Below are 24,104 nucleotides of genomic sequence, written 5' to 3'. Positions count from 1 at the left end.
CCTATCAGGTATATTGTTACTCCAATCAGCTCACGATAAAAGGTGAAAGAAAAGGCGGCTGGCGAAAGCCGCCTTTTCCCACAGGCAATCAGTTTACTTTTATGTTTTGAACGGATGTAAAATTAGAATCCATAGGGAATGTATAGTCGGTGATTTTATCGCTGTAAATTGCCAGTTGGTGCATATATACAAGAGGGGTTGTCAGTTCTTCATCGGCGATTGTTGTTAAAATCGTTTGATAAATTTCCTGAATCCTCGTTTCATCGGTAGAAGAATCCAATTCAGCAACCAGATCCGCAAGTTCCGGCTGGGTGGAGCCTAAAAGCATCACAATAGGATCCATGGAAGTCTGAGGGTTAATATTCGTAACAACATTAGCCGGATCATAAAAACCGCCTTGAGTTTTGAATACCGTCAAACCATAATCCCCGCTTTGAACCATAGCATACCAATCCATCATTGCGGCAGACTGGGGTGTTAATTCAATGCCAATTTTCTGTGCTTGATTGCAGATGTAGACAACCAAGTTATCGTCCGAAGCAGAGCCGGTCTGATACAGGAAAGCAGCCGAAATATTTGCCCCATCCTTTTCCCGGATTCCGTCACCGTCTGTATCAACATATCCAGCTTCATCCAACATTTGATTTGCCGCATCAATATCAAAGGTTGCCTCTGAAAGCTCCAAATCACAATACGGCAGGTCTGTGGAGAAAAAGCTGTCTGCCCGATCATGCAAGCCACCATAAATGCTGTCTGCTACGGCATCTTTATCAATAGCAGAGGCAATCGCCTTTCGGATAACCGAATCGCCAAAAACAGTATCGTTCAGGTTATATCCCACATAGTAAGTCTGCAAAGCCTTATCATCGATTTGTGCTCCAAAGCCTTCGGTCTGGCTGATTTCGTCATAACTTTCAGCAGAAACATTTTTGATACCGGATATAAAATCAACTTCTCCATTTTTCAGCGCAAGAATCTTGGCATCATTATCAGGGATGCTCTTAATAGAAAAGCTATCTACTTCCGGTGTTTCACCCCAATAGTTGGGATTGCGTACAAAATTCCATGTCTGGCCATCATTGTCCCCTTCGTACATATATGGGCCGGTTCCATAGGTGGCTGTCCGAAAAGTATCTTTAGCGGTTAAATCATCATTCAACTGCTCGCTGGAGACAATACCAAAAGGATTGGCAAGGCAAAGTTCCCGCAAAGTATTATAGTAAGGCTGCGTCAGCCGAAGTTCTACTGTATAATCCCCGGTGGCTTCGGCACTTTCAATGATTGTAGAAAGGCGTCCATACCCTCCGTTATACTGGCCGAGATTTACAGGCACAGCCATCAATGATTTTGCCACATCTTCGGCGGTCAGATCTGAGCCATCCGAAAACTTAACGCCTTCTCTGATCTGGAAGGTATACACCAGTCCGTCATCACTCATAGACCAATCTTCGGCCAGAGATCCGACCAGTTCATTATTTTCATTGTATGTCACCAGCGTATCATAGAAACTGGTGAGGTAATAGGTAATATCGTACTGGCTGGAAGATACTTCGGGAGTGAGGATCGTATAGAAATATTCAAATCCCCAGCTTTCAGCCAAATTAACATGTACGGCCTCTGTTCCTGTTGTCCCTGAACCGGATTCTGCTGATTCCTTATTGTTGGAGCAGGCCGCAAGGGAAACAACCATCGCTGCGGACAGCAGAGCTGCCGCTAATCGTTTGAATTTCATCGTGTGATTTTCCTTTCTTGATTTTTATTTACCCAAATTCATTGGATTCCAAATTAAATAATTCCACTGGCTTCTAACAGCACTTTGCTATACGGCTGCTGAAATACCGAAGGATCCCCGGAAAAAGTGACCTGCTCAACCAGTTTCGAACTCCGCATCACAAGAATTTCATCTGCCACTACTACAGCAAGTTCCATGTCGTGGGTAATGAAAATCAAAGTGAAGCCGACCTCTTTTTGGAGATCAATGATTTCCTCCACAATTTTTTTCCGAAGCGGCAGGTCAAAACCGTTTGTAGCTTCATCGAAAATTAAGCACTCCGGTTCCGCAGCCAACGCTCGTGCTATCGCAATACGCTTTTGCTCACCACCGGACAATTCCGAAGGAAGCCGTGCATAGTAGGACACCGGAAGATTACAAAGTGTCAGCAATTCTTCGCACCGCTTTTTCCGCCGCGCTTTGTCCATACCAAAAAAGCAGATCAGCGGTTCCTCAATGGATTTTCCTACAGACATCTTTGGATCCAATGCCGAAGCGGAATTTTGTTGGATAATCTGCACTCTCTTAAAATGTTCCTTCCGGGCTTTATAGCGCCTGCCATATAGCGGCATATTATCAAAATATACATTTCCGCCATCCGGTTTTTGCAGTCCAGCAATCATCCGTGCAAGTGTTGTTTTCCCAGAGCCAGATTCACCGACAATCGCATAACGTCCTCCATTTTTGAAAACGGCACTGATCGGCGATACCGCTGTAAATCTGTTTTGTGAAAACGAGCCTTCTGAAAAAGTACAGCTTAAATCTCTTGTTTCAATCAATCGTCACCCCTCCTTTCTAAACGGCACGCACCTAAGAGATAGGCGGTATATTCTTCTTTGGGAGCCTTGATAATTTCCTGAGTATTTCCAGCTTCAATTACTTTTCCGTGGTTCATTATCAGCAAATGATCGGAAAAGGAGGCGGCACGCAGATCGTGGGTAACAAAGAGTACAGACATACCCTCTGTGCAAAGTTTTTTCAGTTCCTTCATCAGCTCCATACGATTACAGGCATCAATAGCCGTGGTTGCTTCATCCGCAATTAAAATCTGCGGTTCATTGATAAGCGCAGCAGTTATCATCAACCGCTGCAGCATGCCGCCGGAAAGGGCAAAAGGATAACTTTTCAATATCCTGTCTGTATCCTCTAACCCCAGCCGCCGTAAAGTTTTGTCAAATAAAGTGTGCATTTCCGCTTTGGAAGAACGATCATGGTGCAGCCGATAGGTTTTCTCCAACTGCTTTCCTACACGTATCGAAGGATTGAAAGCTGTCATTGGATTTTGCATGATGAAACATATTTCTTTCCCATAGATCTGTTTTCGGTCCTTTTTGTGCAGGGCCAGAAGATCAATCCCTTGAAAAATAATCTGGCCCGTAGCCTGGTAAGCGGAACCAAGCAACCCCATAATCGCTTTGCAGATCGTTGTTTTTCCCGCACCTGAACTTCCGACAATCGAAAGCATTTCTCCCTTTTCAATTTGAAAAGATATGTTTTCTGCTACAGGCTCACCGGAGGGGAGAGAAATCGTAAGTTTTTTCACTTCAAGTGGCACTGATTTCGTCCTCCTTTCCAATCCTGTCACGCAGACCTTCGCCCAAGAGATTGAAACCGGCACAGCAGACAATCAAGCAGATACCGGGGTATATTATCAGGCTGGGATTGATGTAAATGCTGCTTCTGGCTTCATCCAGCATGGCGCCCCATTCCGGTGTGCCTGCAATCAAACCCACCCCCAAAAATGCAAAACTGGAAACAGACATAATCGCAGTTGCAATTCCGGTTGTAAAATAAACAATAAACTGTGGAAGCACATTTGGAATCAAATGGCGGGTCACAATACGAAAGTTAGAGGCACCGGAAATTTTGGAGGCTTCTATGTATTCTTTTCCACACTCTGTTTTTGCGTAAGAACGTACCATCCGCAAAAACCATGAAGCCATGGAAATGCCAATCGCAATTATGATGCTGGCAACCGAATCATCCACAGCCGAAACCAGCGACATCGCAATGACGATTAAAGGAAAAGCCATTAAAATATCGCACACCAGCCGCATGATTTCGTCCAATATACCGCCTTTATAGCTGGAATAACAGCCAACAAAAAGGGTTATCGCCGCAATGACAATCAACACAGGAATGGACAGGCCGAGAGAGTATCTTGCCCCATAAATCAGGCGTGACAATTCACACCGTCCCATCTGGTCGCAGCCCAAAGGGTATTCGGCAGATGGTGGTGCATTTTTCAAGGCAAGATTTGTTGCATTGGGATCATTGGGTGCCAATATGGGAGCGGCAACAGCCAATATTACAAAGAGGGCAATTAAGGCGATTCCTATCATAATTTGTGGTTTTCTTTTCATACACGCTTCCTCCTATATGCCGGGCATATCATACTGGAAAGGATGTCTGCTACTGTATTAAATAGAACGAAAAGAACTGCACACACCAAAATAGCCCCGGATATTCCATATACATCCATGCTTTCGCAGGATTCCATCAGATAGATTCCAAGCCCATCAATGGAAAACACGCTTTCCACCAAGGCAGATGTTCCAAACAATGCGGCACAGTATTGAGCGAATAAAGTGATTGCCGCAGGCAGAGCGTTACGCAAAACCTCTCCAAAAACAATCTGTGAATTAGAAAATCCCCTTGCTTTGGCATAAAGCACATAATCGCTTTTAAGTTCATTTAGAACAGAGGCGCGTAGCACTCTTGTCGATATACAGATGATTGGCACTGCCATAGCGATTGAGGGTAGTATCAGCGATTTTATGCTGCCATCTGCAATGACATGAAAAATCGGAATGTTCACTGCGAAAGCCGTCAAAAGAATAAGGGCCAGCCAAAAACTTGGGACGCAGATTCCAATGATACAGATAATCCGCGTTACATTGTCAAAGATACCATTCTTCCGTATCACCGAAATCGCCGATAGGATGACTGTAAACAAAATTACCCACGCCATTGCCATGACTATGACAGTACAAGTGACTGGCAGGGCAGCTTTTATGTTTTCAATCACCGGCTGCCTGTTTGTAATGGCAGTGCCCAGATCACCAGTTGCCACACCGGTTATGTAGTCAAAATATCTTTCGTGGAACGGCGCATCCAAACCAAGCTGTTCCCTCACTGCTTGAATTTGTTCCTCTGTAGCAAAAATACTGTTTTTCCTTACAATCATTTCCGCTGGATCCGTGCCAGTAAACACCTGCAAGCAGAAACTTAAAGTTACAACGCCCCAGATCACGATGATAAAACTAACGAGGCGTTTCAAAATTCTTCTCCCAATACTTCCCTTGTTTAACACATCCATGTCACTCGCTTTCTTTATATAGTTAGCAACGCCTAACCCATGACTTTGAAAAAGAGCCGCAACACTGCGGCTCTTTCATTAACTCTTATTGCCACCGGCTATTGTTAATTATAGCAGGCCGAAAAGGGTGGCTTCTATAACCAAGCGGGTGAATTTTTAATCCAATTAGCTCACCACGATTTGCAGCGATATGCAAACGGAGTAACGCCCATAATTGACTTAAAAGCGGCGGAAAACTTGCTTTGATTTTCATATCCGGCAGCCTCGGCTACTTCGCAGATACTAAGCTGTGGTTCGGAAACAAGCAGTTCCGCAGCAGCCTCCATACGCTTTATTTTCATAAAGGTACCTATCGAGTTGCCAGCGATAGAAGTAAAACACCGCTTCATGCTGGATTCTGCCACATGGAACATCTCTGCCAGTTGAGAGATCGTTATTTTGGAAAAAGGGTTCTCAATGATATATTGGTATGCTTGTTGTGTCCCTTTGGAAACATCCTCAGAAAACTGTCGGGGTTTTTTCACATAGCTGGCATCCAATAGGCTTAAAAACAGCAAAAGTTCGATCACTTTAATCCAGAAATACGGAATCCGGATTCTCTCATCCACCCGATAAAGTTCGCTGAAAATATGATCTATTTCATGCTTAGACTTAATCAAAAGAGAACGTCCATCACCACATAGAGTATCACGGATTTGCTGCAGGTTAATATCTCCTTGCCGAAAATCTGTATTGAGGGTCTTTTGAGCTCCTTCCATTTCTAAGAGAACAGTAATACCACGATATTTTTTTAACGGAATCCTTGAACCAACAAATAACTGTTGCCCTTTACAAAGATTACTAACCGATAAATCTCCTTCACCTAAAAAGCTAACAGAGCCACCGGCCAATTCACACTCATAGCATCCTTCCAGACAGTGATCGATTTGAAGAAAATCCTCTTTCGGAATTAAAGGTTGATAGCAGGAATCCATATTGAGATGATTATATGTTATCTGTATTCCAGGGGCCACATCATAACAGGTCATTTCTCCGGTTCCGGTATCTGTGCTTTGTTGAAGAATCAAATTTGCACTTTTTTCTTTTTTTTCAGGAAAATATATATCGTGAAGCTGTGATTGTTTCATCGCCGCTTCCATCAAATCACCCCATTTCATTCTTCTTGATTAGCCACAACTAACCACGATATATACTACTACATCCTCATTAAAAATGCAAGGTGTTAGCAAATCGGCAAGCAATGCAATCTTACGTAAGATTGCGTATTTAGCAGAAATCCCGTTCCCGGAATTCCTGCTAAATGCTTGTTGGTGACATATCCCCAAACCCCTGAAATCATTGCCGGTGGCAATGGCTGCGCATTCCGTTGGAACGCTGAAAGCGAAAAGCAGACAAACCTTATTGACGGGATTTTTCTGTGCTGCGCTGCGGTTGTGGCGGGGAAGAAATCTCCAATAGATATTCCACATTGGCCCGAACATTATGAAGTTCTTTCATATCATTTTTGGCCTGCTTATAGGCAGAATAGGCTTTCCGTTTTTGTTCCAGAAGGTCGGTGTATTCCTCCCGGAGAGATTTGACAGAGGGGAGCTTTTTGATTCCCAACTCGTCAAAATGATTCTTTGCCGCCTGGTGCAACAAAATTTCAGCCTCATGTGCTGTTCGGAATTTTTTGCTGTACCCGGCTTTGCGATATTCTACATAGACAGCCCTCGTTTTCGCATAGTTTACGATCTGCTTTTGCAGCTCGGCATTGGCATTCATTCTTGACTCCAGATCTTTGATCTGAACGGATAAGGTATTGAAATTAGTGGTAGTGGCGTTGGCTTTTTCCAGAAGATCCTCATAACCCATATCGCCATGTTCTTTTAAATAGAGCACTGCCTGAGAAAGCTGCTTTAGATTGAACACTTTTGCCCAGCGCTCATAACCAGGCCCCTTGCCGGAACGGATTGCAGCTTCAATATCAACCAGCAATCCAACTTTGGAAACCGTTTTTTTAGAAAAGGCATGGCGGGGTTTTACTGTCCGTGTACCGGCAATCCGTTTTTTGATGGCCTGTTCTGTATAATCGCCTTTGAGCGTATCGCATCGGGTATAATTTTCTTGTCCCGGAACTCGGAACCGAAGATGTTTTCTTTCACGGTTGACTTCCAGCCCAGCAGTTTCCAGCTTCTGTAGAAGTTCCTCAAAATCTTTTGGCTTTTCCTCTAATGCAGCATCAATAGCAATGCGTATCTGCTCCTGAAAGGAAGGCTGCTTTTTATTTCCCAGCCATGTGCCATAATGCTCCCGGCTGGGTTTCGGATTTTCTACAATCGAAAGTCCATGCTCCAAACACAGCTTGTCATTCATTCGCCGGATTGCCCAGGTAGAGCCCCAGAAGTTGCGAAATTTTTTCTGACAGTCCAGTGTAGTAGAGTTGATAATGATGTGATTATGGACATGGTGCTTATCCACATGGGTGCAGACAACAAAGGCATGGTTTCCTTTTGTGAGCTTCAGTGCCAGATCCCTGCCGATCTGATTAGCTTCTTCTGGCGTAACTTCGCCGGGCTTAAATGCCTGACGGAGATGGTAGGCGATCACATCATCTGCACCCTGATTTCTGCCGGTCAGATTTGCATACTGTCGTTTGGACAGAAGAAACTCTGCATCAGCAAGCCGGGTATCACACTCATAGCCATAAATGAATTTTCCAAAATCGGTTTTCTGCGGATTTTCTACATAATCAATAATATCTGAGATCGCAGTAGAGATATTCCGACCTTTTCCTACATGCAGAGGCATCAGTCTTGTGGTCGCTATTTTCGTCACCTCCTTAACTTAATTCCAATCAGAGAAGTTATAATTGCAGAAAAAGAGCGGGGCTGCCTATGCGCCCCGCCAAATCTGCTTAACCAAATATAAAATCCTTTAAGGCACTGTTTGCCCCGCCAATGATCCCTACCAGCCATGCAGCCGCCAGAGGCAGACCGTATGGACTGATAAGAAAGGCGATCATAAGCCATGCAAGACCCGGCAAAAATCCTGCGACAAAGAACAGCACCAATGCCGCCAGAAAGATGATCCCAGAAAGAATCCCAAGTACCGCACCGGAAAGAACCACTAAAAATTTACATACCAGATAAAGAATCCCCGTAACCAGCATAAAGGGAAGTGCCAGTAATTTACCTATCAAACGCATACGCTTTGCCTCCTTTCAGAAGGGCATCTGCCCTTATAAAAATTTTACCGTGACGGCAAAAAGAAAGCAACGGCTTTCCGGCTGTTTATGAAATGTTTGCAAATCCCCGGATCAGTTTGTCCATGCCATCCCAAAGGCTGTCCAGACGGGTGCGGATGTCATCTATATCTGCGGCATAAATATTGCCGGTCTCATTGGCCCGTCTGGTATATTGGTTTAAGTTATTGGAACAAATGCGGAGAAGCCGGATCATTTCCTGAATATCTCCCATATCAAGGTGAATGATGTAACCGTCTACGGCCATCTTTCGCAGATATGCCGACAGGTTGGTAATGCCAAGTTCCGCCATGCGTTCTTTTACCAGTTCGGCCTCCGGTTCGGACATGACAAATTCGACGCGGACGGATTTTTTGTTATGCCCGCCCTTCATCGTTCCAACCCTCTTTTATGAGATGAGACCTCCTGTGTTGAAACCACCGTCTTTGCTCTTTTGAGTTTTTCCCGCAGGGTGGTCTTTTCCAGCTTATCAAGATATTCCTCCAGATTTCCGGCTGTCGCATGATAGCTGCGTTTGAAGCGTTCCCGTTTTAGAATCATCATCAGCTCCGGCTCATTTTCCGGCAGATAAGTCATTGTTTTAGGGGCTCCATGCTCTGGCATAAACCGGTTCATAAGCTGTCTCCGTTCCTGATAGGGAATCGTGATAACATTTCCATCCGCAAATGCAACGGCTACATTTCCGATTGGACAGGTCAGCTTTTTCATCCGTTCCACATGTTCTCTATAATTTAGCGGATAGAGATTGCCAAATATTTTTCCGTCCCTGACTTCTTTCAAAGAGATGGCATAAGCCAAAACGGGATCATTTGTCTGTTCCTGGTAAAACCGCCACACTTTATTTTCATGGCTTCCATCCAGATAAACTTCCCGTTCGCGCAGGGTATAGGTTCCGCAAGGGCGTGACATCCAAAGAAGCTGTTTATCCTCTGAACGGTCTGACACAGCCAGTTTTGAAATCAGTTCCTTATCCAGGTCAAAGTCCTCTTTATAATGTTGGGTATGAAGATCTACGATACGGGAAAGAGCACCCAAAAGATCTACATCCTCAAATCTTACCCCGGCCATCAGCGTTCCCTTTCCGACACAGGAGGGATCATCTGCCTTGCTTCATGCTCCGGTTTGTCTGCTTTCAAACGGTCCATCAAAGACGGCTTTGCTTCCGGCACCAGCTCCCGGATTTCTTCATCCGTCTGTCCGTCTGTCAGATCCGGGCGCACAGGAGGTTCGTTGTTCAGCCTGCCATCCAGCATATTGTAGTTCCCGGTTTGTCCTTCCTCATAAAGTTCCGCATTGCGAAGATAACTTTCCGGCGCCTGAAACGGCTGTCCGGCAAACAGAATTTCTCTTTGGGTGGTAAACTGTGCAAGGACCCCATTTTGCAGTCTCGCAAATTCTTCATACTGGCGCAAGGTAAGCCCTCGTTCCAACATTTCCGTCTGGGTATGCGCCCAGCCTTCTCCATAAAGAAAATAATACATATCGGGCTGATCACAGACAAAACACAGGGAACCGTCCTGATTGTCATAGTAAGATGGCTGCATATCCTGGTAATGGCAACGTTCCTCACGCCCCAAATACACACGGTTGTCCGCACCCAGCATAGCGACCATACCCGCGTAATTACTATGGACCGCAGAGCGGATTTCTACCAGCGGATCTGTTTGAGAAGGAATCTGTCGGCCCGGAATCTCGTTTTGTTTTTCCGCTGCATCATTTCTTGGTATTACTTCTTCATGGCTGCGCGCATCCAGTTCCGGTTGAGATGTTCCTTTCCGAACAGCGCCGGGTTCCGGTTCTTTTTCTTTCACATAGTATCGGACATTTGCTGTCGTATGCTCGTTGGCTTCCTTTGCATAGTTTTCAGCGTCGGCTTTGCTATCAAACCCCAACGGTTTTCCATTTTCCTTGCACCAGCTTTGTGCCGGTCCGAAAATAGAAGTGCTGCTTCGTACTGCCCATACACCATAGGTCCGTTTCCTTTCCATTTCGCATCCCTCCTTATCGTTCCTGCTGTTTGGAAGTTTGTTGCTTTTTTACTGGGTCTGCCGGTTTTGTTGCCTTTAGCTGCTGACGGAGAGAATTCTTATGCTCCGGTTCGGAATCTGTGATGTTGACATATTCGCCAATGATACAGAGCGCTTCTCCATAACTGCCGGAAGCAAATACCCGGTCAGACATTTCTTTTGCCTGTTCTTTTAGACCATGCTCCCGCAAAGTACGGGAAGCAATACCAAGCAGATTAAAAATGTTCCCATCTGCTCCGATCAGAGGGCAGTCCGGTTTATCTGCCAATGGTTCCGGTGTTTCTATAAATCCGCCTAAATAATTCGGCACAAAGTCCGACAGCCATGTGCCGCCATAGACTTCATGGGTCTGTAAACGCCACAGGGCAAGTTTCCCTATATCCAGTTTCACATCATCAAAAGGGTAAAGCAGACAGGTCAGTTCTCCGTGCTGAAAAGCAAACACATTTTCAAACTGGCTGCCATCTTTCAATATGCCTGCATTTGTCAGCATTTCGTTGATCCCGTCCACCCATTCTGTCAGATCTCCGCCGCAGCCCTGTAAAATCAGTCCTTCCTTATCCGGCATACGGCGAAGATCCTCTGCAGTAATCGTGTTGATATTCAAAAAATCGCCTCCTATCGTTTTTGTTAAAATATAAGTTTTGTCCGCAACTTAACCTCATTTCAAAGCACCGGAGTATTCTTATACAGCTCCCTTAAAAACAGATGCGAATAGCCATTGAAAATCAAGGACTTTTGGGGCTAAGTTGCGGACATATCATGGTTGGTTTTGCCGCTGCCGGCGTTTGCGTTTCCGCTCGGATTTCCGTCTTGCATAGACCCGGCAGGCATCGGAGCAATATGCCTGGCTGGTTATAGGAAGATATGATTTTCCACACACAGAGCATATTTTCTGTCTCATGGAGGTGTCCCCGCCGGTAATGGCTGATTCCAGTGCTGCATCCACCGGCAACACCGCTTTTTCAAAGTACCGGCAATAAGCACCGGTCCACCATTTATTCAGCATGTAGCAAGGGCTGTCCAGGGGAAGGCAGATCTTATCCTGAGAGTCATAGTTGGCGCAAAGCTCTGTAACCAGCTTTCGGATTGCAGACTGCTCCGAGCGTTTTAATTCCCTCTCTGCCATAATGCCTACCTTTCCGGGTCACTGCTTTGTCTGCCGCCGGAAATTCCGGTTGCATCAGTAACATTCCTGGACTGTGAAAGGGCATCGGCGATAGAGTTCCGCTTTTTCTGTTTTGGTTCATGGTAAATAAAAAGTTCGTTTTTTCCCGGTACATACAACAAGCCATTTTCTTCGCAGCGGAAAATATCACATTCTTTGTCAGTTGAAACAGCATAAAACCCTCTATAATCAAAGGGTACCTTTTGCCGCTCCTGATAGGTACACAGCCCTAAGTTGGGGTCACTTGCCAGCCGTTTCGATATGGCGAAAAAGTCGCCTTCTTTTTTGTAAAATTTTCGTATGGGCGTGAAGTGATAACCTCCATATTCAAAGGTTTTTCGATCAATCATTTGCGCCTGCCTTTCTTTACGGGAAATTCCAGCTTGAAATTCACATATTTACCGCCGGTATCATCCAGGATCACTTCCGCATCATAGGTCCTTCCTGTTTTTTCACTGTAAAGCCCGGACATAGAAATGCGGCCCTCTTTCAAAAGAGCCGCTGCCACAGACTTTGTGATAGATTTTTTCTTGCTGGAAAAGAAACGGTTATCTTTCCAAAGAGCAAAAGAACATTCCCTGTTGCCGCAGAAAAAACCTTTCTTTCCTTCAAATACCGGGGCACCGCAGCGGGGACATACCCCCACGGCTTCGTGTGCAGTTCCTTTGGAAGAAGGAAACAGATCCGCAAAACGTTCTTCCGGGGTAGTATGTTCTTTTACCAGCGTCCGGCTCATATCTGCAATCTGATCCATAAAAGATGTTGCCGACAGTTCGCCATGTTCCACTTGTTTCAGCATGGATTCCCATTCTGCAGTTAAGATGGGAGATTTGATATTGTCCGGCAGGACTGCGATCAGGTTCTTTCCTTTTTCCGTAGGAATGAGCTGCTTTTTCTTTCGCTGTACAAATCCGGCAGAAACCAGCTTTTCCAGTGTTGCCGCACGGGTAGCCGGAGTACCCAATCCTTTACGCTCGGCATCTTCCGGCATATCTTCCGCACCGGCAGTCTCCATAGCGGACAGCAGTGTGTCCTCCGTATAGTGTTTCGGCGGTGAAGTTTTCCCTTCACGGAGACTTGCTGATACAGCTTCAAAAGTCTGTCCTTCCTGCAGCACAGGGAGAGCGACAGCTTCATTTTCTTTGTGTTCCGTTTCACTCTGCCTGATACTCATACGGTGAATCCGTTCCACCTCTTTCCAGCCGGACTGTAAAATAGTCTTTCCTTTTGCCGTAAAAGTATATCCCTGGCAGTCCAATATAGCGGTGACCGCTTCAAATCGGTGTACCTGCGTTGTGGCACAAAGCAGTCTGACGGCAAGCAGGGTAAGCACATCCCGCTCCCCGGAAGGAAGCTCTGACAGGTCTGTCCGTGCGATTTCCACAGTTGGGATAATGGCATGGTGGTCAGTCACTTTGCTGTCATCTGTTACCCGGTCAATGTCCGGCTCTCCGGCGTAGCCTTTTCCAAAGATCATATTGTCACGCAGCCACAGGATCAGGGAAGCGGCGGTTGCCTGCATGTCCTTCGTCAAATACTGGCTGTCCGTTCTCGGATAGGTTGCCAGCTTCTTTTCATAGAGAGATTGCACATAATCAAGGGTCTGTTGAGCCGTATAGCCATAAATACGGTTACATTCCCTTTGCAGAGTTGTAAGGTCATAAAGGCGGGGAGGCTGTATAGTTTTTACCTGCTTTTCCACAGAACGCACAAAAGCGGAGTTGTGGTCACAGTCCATACGGATTTTTTCAGCCTCGGATCGTTCCGTCATTTTTTCGCCGGAAGCAGTAAAACCTCCGCAGGTGATTTCCGGCACATAAAAAGGCTTACTGATGAAGGATTCAATATCCGACTCACGCTGTACCAAAAGTGCCAGTGTCGGTGACATAACACGGCCGACATTTAGGGTGACACCATACAGGACAGAAAAAAGCCGGGTGGCATTGATCCCGATCAGCCAGTCGGCTCCTGCCCGGCAGACCGCCGCATCATAGAGCTTATCGTAATCACTGCCGGGGTGGAGATGGTCAAAGCCCTCACGGATCGCCGCATCCTCCATACTGGAAATCCAAAGGCGCTCCATAGGCTTTTTACATCCGGCATATTCATAGACCAGACGGAAGATCAGTTCTCCTTCTCGTCCGGCATCCGTAGCGCATACCACGGAATCCACCCGTTTGTCCTTCATCAATCGGCACAAAAGGGCAAGCTGCGTTTTCTTATCCTTTGGCACTTCATATTTCCAGTTTTCCGGTAGGATCGGAAGATCCTCATACCGCCATTTGGCGTACTGTTCTTTGTAAGCCTCCGGCTGTGCCAGTTCCAAAAGATGTCCCACGCACCAGCTCACCAGATAGCCGGAACCCTCGAGATAACCGTCTTTTCTTTCCGTTGCGCCTAATACTGCTGCCAGTGACATAGCAACAGAGGGCTTTTCTGCAATCACAAGTTTCAATTTTTATTCCTCCTTCATAGTTTCAAATTCTTTATCCGCAAGTTTTCCGGTTTGCATAAGACACATCAACATAACGCCGGAAGCCATTCCTCCGGCAAAGGTAAGGAAATGTGAAATCAGGTTCCACATAAGCATTCCTCCTAAAAATGGGTAAAGAAAAACGCCCACTTCAAAGTGAGCGCATCAACAGGTATCTATTTTGTTTTTGGTTTCAAGTGATCCGGCAGGACGATTTCTCCAACTGGGATTTCCCGCAGTTCCTTCTTCATCCGATGGGTAAAGCGGATCGTCTTTGCTGTACCTCCGGTTTCCCGTCCGTCATATACAGCGATCACTCGGTCGGAGTGTTCCACCATATAACGATTTCTGTGGGAGTAGACGCTTGGGAGATATTTTTCCTGTATCACAACAACATCCGCACAAGCCTCCAGCAGTTCACGGGTTCTTGTTTTCTTATTTAGGCTGTCCAGACGCTTGCGGTAAGGGATCACTGCGATCAGCTCCAGTGCCGGGGTGGTCTGCTTTCTTTCCAGCACCAGCTCCACAAAATACTGGTCTACGCCATCTGCAAAACCGCTCATAAAACAGGTGAACCCATCTGTAACAGCAGCATCGATCTCATGTGCCAAGGCTGTTTTTATTTTGTTGATCTCATTCTGCGGTAAATCCCTGTGTCCGGTAACACAGCAAGTTTTTCCTTTCATCGGTCATCCCTCCATCTGATAGGTAAAATTCTTCACTTTTCATATAGTAATAGATTTAATTTAGCAAGTCAACGATAATACCCTTTTTCCTTTTGCGGATAATAAAGGGGGCGTGAGGTACAATCTATTACAGAATGGGAGGTGAAGGCGATGTATGAAGATTTTGTCCCGGAACGATTAGCGAAGCTGCGGACACAAAAAGGAGTTTCCGCACGCGATATGTCTTTATCGTTAGGTCAGGCAAACAACTACATCAATAATATTGAGAATAAAAAGTCACTTCCCGCTATGCAGTCTTTTTTCTACATCTGCGAATATCTGGGTGTGACACCGCAGGAATTCTTTGATGAAGGAAATACCTACCCGGAAACCTTAAAGGAATTCATTGCAGAGGCAAGACAGCTTGATCCTCAATCCATGCAATATATCCTCGGTATTATGAAAGAACTCAATAGCAGAAAGTAAGCGGTCACGGTAATGGCCGCTTTTTTCGTGACTTTCTTTATTATATTTTATAATGTTCTCGAAATGTCCGCTCCCTATACCGATAAGTATTCAAAAACTGTTCTCCAAACAGCCTTTTTCTATTCGCCGGTACTGCCAAAGCTGCCGGTTCCTCGTTCTGTTCCCAGATCGGTTACAAAATCCGCAATGACGATCGGCGTGATCACAAGCTGCCCGATACGGGCTCCCTTAAAAAGAGACTGCGCCTGATTGCTTACATTGCTGATGATCGCATGGATCTCTCCACGGTAGCCGGAATCCACAGGCGGCAGTGCACAGACCAGACCTTTTACCGCCATGCTGGTACGGGGAAAGATATATCCCGCATATCCATCCGGTATTTCCAGTCCAAAACCCAAAGGAATTTTGGCGATTTCTCCGGGCTGTAAGGTACAGTCATAGGGCAGATAAACATCCGCTCCGGCATCATTGCCATGCGGACGGTAAGGACGCTGGTGCTCCGGTACGCCAAAGTCGATCAGTTTTATTTTCATCGGCAGTCTCCTTCCCAAAGAGCAGGATAATCTTTTTCCAAAATATCCTCTGGCGTCATATTTGCCTGCAGTTTTCGTCCGCAGGTCATTTTCCCTTCCAGACATCGATCCATCTGACAAAAAGGCCCGGTCAGTGATGGGGCAAACAAAGTAGGGCTTAGTTCATAAAGTTCTTTCCAGACCTTTAGCAGCACGATCCTTGTTTCATCTGTATTTCTCCGGCATACCCGCTGGCTGATGATATGTTTCCACTGATAAGGGGTGGCGCTGATGAGCAGTACATTCCGCAATCCCTGGGGCGTGGCATAGCCGGCCGCATCGTGCCCGCTTCCGGCAGTGCACAGGGCTTCATAACATTTCATGCTTTCATTACAGCTTTTTAAGTACAGTTCCCGTACCACTGCCGAAGCCGTCATAATAGAATACGGGACAGCGAAATCCGCCTGTCCCGTATAGTTGCTGTACTGCAGCGATGCACTCATAAATTTTACTTCGTTCTGGTGGCGGGTGATCTGCGCCAGAAAACGCCTGCTGGCGCCGACAATGGCTACCGTGATCACCGCAAATTTCTGGATGGTAGGATGGGGAAGCGCCCCCATAGCTGCTACTGTCTGAACGCTGAATGATTTTTCGTAGAGCTCCATCAGGTCGTCCATTGAGGCAATCTTATGTCCCTGCTGGGTAAGCCTTGCCGCAAAGACCATGTTTTTTTCTGCTTCCGCTACCGCCTGGCAGTTCAAAATTTTTACTTCAATCTGTTTAATTGGTATGTCCCTCCTTTACAATCGCTTTCAGTAAGAACAGATAGTTAAGACTGTCTGTGATCTTTTCGTCCCATGTGTCCATCGGATAAACCACTTCTTCGGCAAAGCACATATCGTATAGAGAAACAATATGCTTTGCCAGCATACCGGCAAGGGCACGCTGGGGCGTTGTGTGCTGTAAAGCTGCCGCTGCCTTAAATGCACCCAGCCGGTCCGGGTCATCCCCGGTGTATTCTTTGGTTTTCCGTTTCAAGGTATCAGCACAGAGCCGCACCTGTTCGTCAAAAACGGCATTGACTTCATTTTGCGTAATATAGCATCCCTCCTTTGAAAACAAGAAACCGGCTATTCTAAAGCATCTTAGAATAGCCGGCAAATAAATGGATATGTAATTGTTTATAGTGTATTGATCTCTTTTTCCAGTTCCTGGACCGCTGCTATGACTGTCTCAAATGTCGGAACATCCCCATACAACATATCCTGCATAGAGTTATAGTCCGCTTCCAATGCTGCAAACCGATATTCCGGCGGGAGTAATTTTAATGTGCCCGGCACAGCCTCCGGGTACTTCGCCCATGATCTGGGATAGAATTTCATTTTGAAATCTACAACTTTCTTCAGGAGGTCAAGCCTGGAAAAAGCAGCTTCTTTAACCGGTGTTGCAGCCATGCGGTAGAGATCATAATAATGTCTGGAATACCGCTGCGGCATTTCCAAATGTTCCGGTCTGTTCGCTTCATGGTGCAGGATTGTGGCTTTTTCCCAGAAGGTCCGTTCCGGGGCAACGGTAAGGATTGCAGTTTCTTTTTGCTCAAAAATCTTCGGATAATATTTTGCCGCGTAAGGTTCGATCTGCGCTGTTTTTGCAGGAGTCCACGCTGCCAGCGCACCAATCTCTAAACGGATCACCTGTAAGGTCGCCGTATTTGTAAAAAGGTGCGGATAGGCGAAAATGACCGTCTGTTTATCCTTTTCATCTATGTAGACATTTGCTTCACAACCGATTTCCTGGGATAAGCCGGCTTTGACTGCCGGGCAGAATGTTTCGGACAGAAATACCTCCGCACGCGCATTGGCTTCTTTGTTAAAAGCATCCTGTTTTGTATTGGAACGTTTCTCCCATGGTTCATCTTTGCCATATCCCAATACACGCCAGTCCAGAATCAAATCAATATCTTCTGAAAACCGGCTGATCAGGTGAAAGGCTTTTGAAAGGCTGGTACCTCCCTTAAAGGTGATGGACTCTTTCCATGGTGAGCGGTGAAATAAATAATCCAGCGTAAAACATACCCAAAAGTCTTTTTCTACGATGGCATCATTCAGTCCCATTTTATCTGCTGTATTTCTGAACAGCTCCCTGCGGTCGTTATCTGAAAGTCTTGCTATATTTCTCATTGTACCTTTTCACCTCCACAAATCTGTCGTATCGTATCGTAAACCCAATCCGTAGACTCTGTTGCTTCCTTCAAACAAGCCTGTTTATCCTTGTCTGTCAGTTTTTCGGAAAGCATCTGTATGACTTCTGGCGTAACATTCGATTTGCCAAGCGTTTTTAATGCCTGTATAACCAAACTTGTCATATAGGACAATCCGGTAATCTCCTTATTGGTCCGGTGCTTAAATTCCAGCTTTGTAGAGTTCCACTCGTAGGTCTTATATGGACCATCGCTGATATAGGACCATACTGCTGTTACCTGTGTTGAAAGACCTAACAGGTTCAATGCTGTATTCCCACATGGGGCAATCGTCCAGTGATAACTTCGTGCCAATGCGTTCGCCACCGCTTCCGGGTCTGCCGCCACATATTCATCCAGAAGTTTGCTATATTTTGGTTTTTCATAAACACCTTTCAAAATGCGGCGAAGCATACCTGCCTGTGTAAGCCGGTTTAAGTTCCGTCTTATGGTTTCCGTATCGGCAATATCCGCAAAATCAGAACTGATGAAAATAGTTCCTTCCGCCGCTGCTTTTATCTGCTCCTGAATCTGTTTGGAATAGCCATTTGCCATATTGCTCACCTCCTTTTGTCCCGAATATTATATATTATTCGGGACAAATTTTCAATAGGCTTCAAGAGTTTTAGCAATAGTATTCCACATAGAACAGAATTTATACATCAGTTTCAAATTTTATATCAGGAGATGGGAACTATCGTATTCTTATTTTGTCCCGAATATTGTGTATTATTCGGGACATTTTAAGCACTCGGCAGGTAGATCCAGTCGTGCATCAGGCACACGCTGGGTTCGTCCTCCCTTGGAACCAGACGGTAGGTACATTCCCCATAGACCGTGCGTTTGTCCTCGATCTCCATGCCATAGGCTTTATAAAAGCGGTATTCCAGATTGGAGATGATACAGCGCAGGGTTTGCAGAGCCTCCCTCTGAGCTGATACGATCAGGTCACGGTCAATGCTGCGCTTCAAAAACAGCAGCGACTTGTAAAGCTGTACCTCTGTGCGGTAAGGGCGGCAGTCTTTCGTTTCCAGCCATCCGCAAAAAGCGACCGGTCCGCTCTGGATCACACTGCGGTCCGGGTGATAATACTCGTAGCAGTCCAGGTTTGCCGTATTCAGAAGATAGAGCATTTCCCGGACTTCATTTTCCGGCATGTCGTAAAACCGCAAAAGTGAGCGGTAAAGATGGACATAGCCGGGAATGGAAATAATGGTATTTACCATAAAATAAAATCCTCCTTGTAAACAGCAGGTGCGGGAGCTTTTGCCCCCGCACCGTCTAAAATCTATATTTCGTTATCTACTTTCACGAGTTTTCCCATGACAAGGAAGCGTCCTGTGCCGCCCGGCGTACAGGTAGAAAGGGTCAGTACCTTATCGCTGCAGGTCACAGTCACATCACTTTCCACCGCAGAACGTTCCTTCATAGCTGTAAGCCAGGTAGTATAAGCACCGTCATCCTTCCAGGAAAGCTGCCAGGGAGAAGTTTCACTGCCGGATTCTTCCGGCTTTGCTGCAAAAGCCGCAAAGATCTCCATGACATAACCACCCTTCGGAGTAACGAGATACATCTGCCTGTGAGCATCAAAGTAACTTTGTTCATCGTACCGGTTCAGCAGCGCAAACATGGAACCATCCCGCATATTATGACCATAAATGATCGTATTGCGGTCTGAAAAATCTGCCCGGTTTTCATAATCGGCAAACAGGCAGCCAACCTTGTTATAGGTTCCGTCATAAAGATGGTTCAGGTAATATTCGTTGTTGTCGGTCTGCGTTACCGGATAATTGAGCACCGTATCAGGAAGGGAAAGCCATCCGATGATGTCCGGTCCATTTTCACGGAGCGTTTCAAAGTCTACCGAAGGCAGGACAATATCGGTATCGTCCCGTTTTGGTTCTGTCGGATCGGGTGCCGACTCCGGGGAAGCTGTCTGCTCCGGTACTTCCACATATCCGGCAAGATCTCGATAGGCATCTTTACTCTCAGCATACTGGTTCAAGTCACGGAACACCAAAAAACCGCTGCCAAGAGCCACCAGAACGCAGAGTGAAAGGACAGAAACCCCGACAGCCGTTCTTTTCAGGGAAGTCCTGCTGTATTTTCCCTTTTTGAAATAATACACAGCAAATACGCTGCCGCCGATCAGTGCGGCTGCCAGCAGTCCGCCATACAGGAAAATATACGGATCATCCCCGGTCTGCGGTACCGGCTTTTGAGGGGTGGAAGGATTGGAGGGAACAGAAGGCTTTTCCGGGTTCTTTGGGTTATCCGGCTTTTCCGGTTTTTCATTAAAGAACTGGACCGTAGATGTCTGATCTGCCTTGATCTCCACCGTAGCGGCATCAGGAATGATGTAATCCTTGCTTGCCCGGTTTGCAACTTCTGTTACGGTATAAATACCGACACGAAGGCCCTTAACTTCAATCACGCCGGATTTTGGAGTGGTGAATGTCTCGCAGTAGGAGCCGTCCGCACTCTTAACCTCGATGGCAAAACCATCTTTGCGCCCGTCGCTGGAATCCTTTGTGATCTTTAAGTTGCCGCGGTAAGCCTCATTGGTAAATCCGTGCCCGGCTTCTCCATTTTCCACAACTGCGACCTGTCCATCTTCTGTGATGGAAAAATAGTAAGCGTTTGAGTCAGGCTGATAGCCCTCCGGCGCTTTGCTTTCTTTGATAAAGTAGCCGCCAGCCAGAAGGTTTTCCGCCGTATGATAGCCTGCATCGGTTTCTTTCAGCGTACCGATCTTTTGATCGTCAGGATCATATTCCTGGTTGGCGTTGGAATCCGCATACAGGTCAAACACTGCACCGGACAGGAAGCGCAGGAAAGAATTCTTGTCTTTCTTATCCTCCTTTTCCACAGGGGAAGGTTCCTCCACAGCTTCGGTTTTGGTTACCTGAACACTGCCGCGGATCAGGGTGTTTTCCACACGGATCTCGATATGCTGTCCGTCTGCACCGATATATACATGGTGCTGCTGCGGGCTTACCGTATAAAGGTCAGGGGCAGAGATCTCCTTGACGATCCAGTGTCCGTAAGGAATGTTCTCAAAGGAAAAACTGCCGTCTTTTCCGGTAATAGCAGTAAGCAGCGCATTTTCTTCAGTAAATTCTTCGGTATCAGGTCTAAACAGACCCATGAGCGCACCGGCAAGCGTGACATCCTCGCCGCCTTCCGGGTTTTCCCCGACTTTTACACCGTCTACACGCCCACGGAGAAGTTCATTGGAAACAGCCTCGCCTTCATTGACAAGGATCTGTACCAGGGCGGTTTCCTGACCAGCATACTCAAAGACAACCGGATATTCCTGATCCGAAAGGATATAGGCGCCGTTGGTTGTGCGTTCCTTGACATAATAGCTGCCAAAAGGCAGGTCGGAAGCGAAGGAAGCGCTGTAACCGCCGGATTCCACAGACGAAACAGAGACCACTTCCAGAAGTCCACCTGCCGGGATCACGCTGCCATCTGTCGCCGTCAGGTCTGCGGAAGCATAAAGTCCAAAGGAAATATCCTTATATTCCTCGTTCATGCCAAGACCGAACAGGTCATCGGTCTCCATTGCCTTGAAAAGTGTGACATCCACTTTCTGGCGTTCGTCATAAAGACCGGCCGCTGTCTGTGTAACCTCTACGGTCTCACCCGCATAGGTCAGTTCCACATATTCCGGTTGAGGATTCAGCACACAGCCGGAAGGAGCCTGACGTTCCTCCAGCCGGTAACGGCCGAGATAAAGGGGCCCGCTTTTTGCTGAACCGTCCTCGCCGGTCGTAAGTGTTTCCACAACCGTATCTTTTGCTGCCCGCAAGGTACCGTCACCGGTATAAATATCTTCATCTGCGATCACATCATAGACCGCTCCGGGAAGTCCGGCAACCTCATATACCGGTTGGTACAGTCCGTCGTTTTCCTGGACAGAAGCAAATACTTCTCCGGTCTTTGTGATGGTAAGCTGGCCTTTCTGCGGCATATTGTACTGCGTGACCGTCACAACCGCCTCGCTGCCGTCAATGGTAAACGGTACCGGCTGGTCGGAAAGCACATAGCCGTAAGGAGCAGCTACCTCATAAAGTTCATAATCCCCGGCGGCCAAAGGCTCCGGCAGCATCAGCCAGCCCTCGTCAGAAACATAGAAGGTATCCAGTGTTTCCGGGTTCGGATAGTAGACGGTCTGGGTGATAAATTCCCCGGTGGAAAGATCCTTGATCTGAAAACCGGTTCCGGTCACAGGGATAATCTTTCCGGTCTCTGCGTCACATTTTTCAACTTTCAGACGGGCTGTGATGGTGCGGTTGTTCAGGATATAGCTGTAAGTCTTTCCGTCAGAGGAAATGAATACCGTAAAGTCCGGGACAAAGGCTTTGCCTTCCTCGCCTGCGATTTGATGGACCGTATAATGCCCATACGGAAGCGGTTTACTGGAAGCAAAACCATCCGCATCCGTGGTAAGAAGGTCGCGTTCACTTTCCTTTGCCGCGTCATAGCTTCCGGCTGCCTTTAAGTAAATTTCAAAGACTGCGCCTGCTTCCGGGCGTTCGATGATACCGGCATTGGGATCGTCGGTATTTTCGCCCTCAGGCACATCCGGGTCCAGGTCATCGGTGTGCTTGACAAGCTGGATATTTCCGTAAATAACCGTTTCCGTCACCTGATTTTCTGTGGTATTGAGTTCCACTTCATACAGGGAAGGGGATGCACCCACTTCATAAACGGTTTCATTCAGAAGATACCCGGTGCTCGGTTCGATCTCCCGGATCGTCCAGCTATCCCCGCACACATAATAGCGAGTCATAAAGCTGCCATCCGGCCCGGTAGTATAAGTGTCGATCAGTTCGCCATCACGGAAGATCCCATAGGTCGCCCCTGCAAGCGTGGCGTCCCCCTGGGCATTTCCGGTATCAGCGTCGCTCTTTACCACATGGACGCGGAACTTCTTCAGGATATTGCTGAAATGTACCGAAGAAGTTTGCCCGCTTTCAATGGTCACGTACTGTGCGGAAGGGGTCACATAGCGGTCCACCGGCAGCTCTTTTACCAGATAGGTTCCCGGCAGGAGCTTCTTTTCAATCTGGCCGTTTTCTCCGGTCGTGACTTCCTCATTGACTTCATTTCCCAAAATGTCCGTACCGGAAATATGGAAGGTGATACCGGAAACAATGCCGTCCTCACTGGTCTTGACAAGTTTTGCAGTACCGTAAGTTTCCGTTTTGATCTTTACAAAGAAGGAAACCGGATCGCTGGCGCCGGTCATCATGGTCTGGTAGCCTGGTCTGCCCCAGATCAGCATGTCATTTGCCACCGGGATATTCTTTCGGAATTCAAACAGCACCGGATCCATCATCATCTGCCTGCTGGTAAAGGTGTATTCATTTCCGTTTCTTGTCACAGAAACGCCGCTGCCTTTCAAAGCCTCCAGGTCGATCTTCAAGTTGTTGGTATCTGTGACCGTCAGGGTATAGACCTTTTTTTCTACATCCCATTTCAGTTCCAGTTCCGGTGCTTCGCTTTTCTTAGAAGAAGTAAAGGAAGGGACTGTGGAATGGGAAGCGACCTGTGCCAGAATCCAGTCATAGGCTTTTTCAGCCGGTCGTCCGGCGATCACGCTGAAATACTGGTCACCATCTGCGTGGCCGTTTCCGTGGCGGTTGTACGGATCGCTTCTAAGCTGCTGCTGGTATTCCCAAAGGATGATCTGGGTTGCCATCTTATAGTCATCCTCGTTGATTCCGGAAACAGGGAGCGCCGCACCGGGTTTCCAGCCATAGATCGCAGTCAGGGTGATCCCCCTCCTTGCCTCGGCAGGAAGCAGGTTCAGGTATTGGCTGTTGGTCCCGCTTTCCGAAACATAGGTATTTTCCGAAGTATGGTAAGGAATCCCGCTCTCCACACAGTAAACCTGGTGGCTGATCCCGTCAGAATCCGTCAGCATATAGTGCCGGTAAGCATTGCCCCCGGAACTGGTGTGTACATCGATGGTTCCGTCTGCATGGTAGGCAAGATAGGTGTAAGGCGCCGGGGCACGGTAGTGGTTCCCATCAGAGCCCACATACTGGTCGCCCAGCCAGGAGCTTGCCGTCTGTCCGACAGACATGGCAAAAGCCTGAGCCGGAAGAAGCCCCAAAATGCTTGCCATACAAAGCAAAAACGCCAACAGCTTGCGAAAGCCGCGGCGTCTGGTTATGATATGTTCCATG

At 47.0% G+C, this 24,104-nt stretch carries 25 protein-coding genes; 1 reads left to right on the top strand and 24 read right to left on the bottom strand.

Annotation, left to right across the window (positions count from 1 at the left end):
- Positions 1 to 88: 88 nt before the first annotated feature.
- The 17 genes from OCV88_RS07365 to OCV88_RS07285 form a co-directional block, all read right to left on the bottom strand.
- The gene (locus OCV88_RS07365; protein ID WP_067536924.1) at positions 89 to 1,732 is read right to left on the bottom strand and encodes a nickel ABC transporter substrate-binding protein; all 1,644 of its coding nucleotides are present in this window, start codon (positions 1,730 to 1,732) and stop codon (positions 89 to 91) included.
- 53 nt (positions 1,733 to 1,785) lie between these two features.
- Positions 1,786 to 2,550, bottom strand: coding sequence for an ABC transporter ATP-binding protein (locus OCV88_RS07360; RefSeq protein ID WP_158424859.1), 765 nt, complete (start codon positions 2,548 to 2,550; stop codon positions 1,786 to 1,788).
- Positions 2,547 to 3,356 carry an ATP-binding cassette domain-containing protein gene (locus tag OCV88_RS07355; RefSeq protein ID WP_308170321.1) on the bottom strand — a complete coding sequence of 270 codons (810 nt, stop codon included), beginning with the start codon at positions 3,354 to 3,356 and terminating at the stop codon, positions 2,547 to 2,549. Before OCV88_RS07355 ends, OCV88_RS07360 begins: the two co-directional genes overlap by 4 nt.
- On the bottom strand, positions 3,316 to 4,134 hold the full coding sequence (locus OCV88_RS07350) for an ABC transporter permease (RefSeq protein ID WP_067536912.1): 819 nt from the start codon (positions 4,132 to 4,134) through the stop codon (positions 3,316 to 3,318). The genes OCV88_RS07355 and OCV88_RS07350 overlap by 41 nt, the downstream gene beginning before the upstream one ends.
- On the bottom strand, positions 4,131 to 5,090 hold the full coding sequence (locus OCV88_RS07345) for an ABC transporter permease (RefSeq protein WP_067536909.1): 960 nt from the start codon (positions 5,088 to 5,090) through the stop codon (positions 4,131 to 4,133). Before OCV88_RS07345 ends, OCV88_RS07350 begins: the two co-directional genes overlap by 4 nt.
- Before the next feature lie 170 nt (positions 5,091 to 5,260).
- Complete coding sequence (locus tag OCV88_RS07340; protein ID WP_082907428.1) at positions 5,261 to 6,247, bottom strand: helix-turn-helix domain-containing protein; 987 nt, start codon at positions 6,245 to 6,247, stop codon at positions 5,261 to 5,263.
- Between the two features lie 241 nt (positions 6,248 to 6,488).
- Positions 6,489 to 7,898 (bottom strand): relaxase/mobilization nuclease domain-containing protein, encoded by a 1,410-nt coding sequence (locus tag OCV88_RS07335; RefSeq protein ID WP_158424997.1) that lies wholly within the window; start codon positions 7,896 to 7,898, stop codon positions 6,489 to 6,491.
- 88 nt (positions 7,899 to 7,986) lie between these two features.
- Complete coding sequence (locus tag OCV88_RS07330; RefSeq protein ID WP_005361132.1) at positions 7,987 to 8,277, bottom strand: CD1845 family protein; 291 nt, start codon at positions 8,275 to 8,277, stop codon at positions 7,987 to 7,989.
- Between the two features lie 85 nt (positions 8,278 to 8,362).
- Positions 8,363 to 8,707: a plasmid mobilization protein gene (locus OCV88_RS07325; RefSeq protein ID WP_005361131.1), complete on the bottom strand. Its 345-nt coding sequence runs from the start codon at positions 8,705 to 8,707 to the stop codon at positions 8,363 to 8,365.
- Positions 8,704 to 9,402 carry a hypothetical protein gene (locus OCV88_RS07320; RefSeq protein ID WP_015542941.1) on the bottom strand — a complete coding sequence of 233 codons (699 nt, stop codon included), beginning with the start codon at positions 9,400 to 9,402 and terminating at the stop codon, positions 8,704 to 8,706. Before OCV88_RS07320 ends, OCV88_RS07325 begins: the two co-directional genes overlap by 4 nt.
- Complete coding sequence (locus OCV88_RS07315; protein WP_158424858.1) at positions 9,402 to 10,322, bottom strand: DUF4316 domain-containing protein; 921 nt, start codon at positions 10,320 to 10,322, stop codon at positions 9,402 to 9,404. The genes OCV88_RS07320 and OCV88_RS07315 overlap by 1 nt, the downstream gene beginning before the upstream one ends.
- A gap of 13 nt (positions 10,323 to 10,335) precedes the next feature.
- Complete coding sequence (locus OCV88_RS07310) at positions 10,336 to 10,929, bottom strand: hypothetical protein (protein ID WP_442871277.1); 594 nt, start codon at positions 10,927 to 10,929, stop codon at positions 10,336 to 10,338.
- 192 nt (positions 10,930 to 11,121) lie between these two features.
- The gene (locus tag OCV88_RS07305; RefSeq protein ID WP_158424857.1) at positions 11,122 to 11,490 is read right to left on the bottom strand and encodes a cysteine-rich VLP protein; all 369 of its coding nucleotides are present in this window, start codon (positions 11,488 to 11,490) and stop codon (positions 11,122 to 11,124) included.
- A 5-nt stretch (positions 11,491 to 11,495) separates the two neighbouring features.
- Positions 11,496 to 11,879: a hypothetical protein gene (locus OCV88_RS07300; RefSeq protein ID WP_015542944.1), complete on the bottom strand. Its 384-nt coding sequence runs from the start codon at positions 11,877 to 11,879 to the stop codon at positions 11,496 to 11,498.
- Positions 11,876 to 13,984: a DNA topoisomerase 3 gene (locus OCV88_RS07295; RefSeq protein WP_158424856.1), complete on the bottom strand. Its 2,109-nt coding sequence runs from the start codon at positions 13,982 to 13,984 to the stop codon at positions 11,876 to 11,878. The genes OCV88_RS07300 and OCV88_RS07295 overlap by 4 nt, the downstream gene beginning before the upstream one ends.
- Positions 13,985 to 13,987: 3 nt before the next feature.
- Entirely contained in the window at positions 13,988 to 14,113 is a 126-nt protein-coding gene (locus OCV88_RS07290; RefSeq protein ID WP_081017347.1) for a DUF3789 domain-containing protein, read from the bottom strand.
- A 65-nt stretch (positions 14,114 to 14,178) separates the two neighbouring features.
- Complete coding sequence (locus tag OCV88_RS07285; protein WP_025577925.1) at positions 14,179 to 14,688, bottom strand: SLOG family protein; 510 nt, start codon at positions 14,686 to 14,688, stop codon at positions 14,179 to 14,181.
- A 150-nt stretch (positions 14,689 to 14,838) separates the two neighbouring features.
- On the opposite strand from OCV88_RS07285, the gene OCV88_RS07280 reads away from it, so the two are divergent.
- Entirely contained in the window at positions 14,839 to 15,153 is a 315-nt protein-coding gene (locus OCV88_RS07280) for a helix-turn-helix domain-containing protein (protein WP_005361112.1), read from the top strand.
- A gap of 119 nt (positions 15,154 to 15,272) precedes the next feature.
- On the opposite strand, the gene OCV88_RS07275 is transcribed toward OCV88_RS07280, so the two are convergent.
- The 7 genes from OCV88_RS07275 to srtB form a co-directional block, all read right to left on the bottom strand.
- Complete coding sequence (locus tag OCV88_RS07275; protein WP_158424855.1) at positions 15,273 to 15,686, bottom strand: dUTP diphosphatase; 414 nt, start codon at positions 15,684 to 15,686, stop codon at positions 15,273 to 15,275.
- A complete protein-coding gene (locus OCV88_RS07270) occupies positions 15,683 to 16,450 on the bottom strand; it encodes an FAD-dependent thymidylate synthase (RefSeq protein ID WP_262591003.1) in 768 nt (255 codons plus the stop codon). Before OCV88_RS07270 ends, OCV88_RS07275 begins: the two co-directional genes overlap by 4 nt.
- Complete coding sequence (locus OCV88_RS07265) at positions 16,446 to 16,763, bottom strand: hypothetical protein (protein WP_029676883.1); 318 nt, start codon at positions 16,761 to 16,763, stop codon at positions 16,446 to 16,448. Before OCV88_RS07265 ends, OCV88_RS07270 begins: the two co-directional genes overlap by 5 nt.
- Before the next feature lie 83 nt (positions 16,764 to 16,846).
- Complete coding sequence (locus OCV88_RS07260) at positions 16,847 to 17,845, bottom strand: nucleotidyl transferase AbiEii/AbiGii toxin family protein (protein ID WP_025577928.1); 999 nt, start codon at positions 17,843 to 17,845, stop codon at positions 16,847 to 16,849.
- Positions 17,842 to 18,459: a DUF6088 family protein gene (locus OCV88_RS07255; RefSeq protein WP_025577929.1), complete on the bottom strand. Its 618-nt coding sequence runs from the start codon at positions 18,457 to 18,459 to the stop codon at positions 17,842 to 17,844. The genes OCV88_RS07260 and OCV88_RS07255 overlap by 4 nt, the downstream gene beginning before the upstream one ends.
- 188 nt (positions 18,460 to 18,647) lie before the next feature.
- Positions 18,648 to 19,130, bottom strand: coding sequence for a hypothetical protein (locus OCV88_RS07250; RefSeq protein ID WP_025577932.1), 483 nt, complete (start codon positions 19,128 to 19,130; stop codon positions 18,648 to 18,650).
- Positions 19,131 to 19,192: 62 nt separating this feature from the next.
- Positions 19,193 to 24,103: a class B sortase gene (gene srtB, locus OCV88_RS07245; RefSeq protein ID WP_158424853.1), complete on the bottom strand. Its 4,911-nt coding sequence runs from the start codon at positions 24,101 to 24,103 to the stop codon at positions 19,193 to 19,195.
- Position 24,104: the final 1 nt, after the last annotated feature.

The organism is Brotonthovivens ammoniilytica (assembly GCF_025566885.1).
GTDB classification, from domain to species: Bacteria; Bacillota; Clostridia; order Lachnospirales; family Lachnospiraceae; genus Brotonthovivens; species Brotonthovivens ammoniilytica.
This window is presented reverse-complemented; position numbering and strand designations above follow the sequence as displayed.